The organism is Vibrio sp. 1401, from assembly GCF_033340295.1.
Genome location: NZ_JAWOWF010000460.1, coordinates 1 through 646 on the forward strand (window position 1 = coordinate 1; position 646 = coordinate 646).

1 protein-coding gene and 1 pseudogene are annotated in these 646 nt (G+C 47.7%); one reads left to right on the forward strand and one right to left on the reverse strand.

Going from position 1 to position 646, the window contains the following annotated elements; translation table 11 throughout:
- Positions 1 to 73: pseudogene (locus R7Z77_RS26225) on the forward strand (DUF416 domain-containing protein); the annotation flags it as partial.
- A gap of 58 nt (positions 74 to 131) precedes the next feature.
- Here the strand turns inward: R7Z77_RS26225 and R7Z77_RS26230 are convergent.
- Positions 132 to 646: CBS domain-containing protein (locus tag R7Z77_RS26230; RefSeq protein WP_318137162.1), on the reverse strand; the 515-nt coding region annotated here is incomplete at its 5' end.

The following is a 646-nucleotide window of genomic DNA, read 5'->3' on the forward strand; positions in this document are numbered from 1 at the left end:
TATCAACTTGATCAAAGACTTGCGTGAAGAACTACGCGAAGAAGCCGTGAGCAACATCGGCATCGCACTGTAATGCGAAAGCGAATATGAAAAAGGCATCCCGTGGGATGCCTTTTTTGTTGGAAACGTGGTTACGATTCTTTTGAGTCTGGTTTTGTTGGCTCTTGTGTTTCTGGCTCAACGTTTTGTTTTTCTAACTCTTCGTCGTCATCGCGGCTTTCGATTACGCCGTGCATTTCTTTCCAGCTTTCCCAGCGTTGGTAGGCCAGTTCTTGCATGTCGGTGCTCTTGTCGGCTTCGTCGATGATTTCTTCACCAACTAAGTGCTCAAAGATGTCTTCTAGTGTCACAAGGCCAAGCACGGTGCCGTATTCGTCGACCACAAGTGCCAGTTGTAGGCGGTGCGTCATCATTTGATCGAATACTTTTGGTAGCGCTGTATTGTTCAGAACCACTTGGATTGGACGCATGACCGCACCGAGTTGTTTCTGACCACTGCCTGATTGCTGCATCTTAAACAGTTCTAGACGATGCACAAAGCCGATGATGTTGTCTTTCTGCTCGCTGTATACCAGCGGACGTGAGAACGGTGTGTCTTTGTGTTTGTCCAGAAACTCATTAATGGTCATCGTTGCGTCAACGCGGA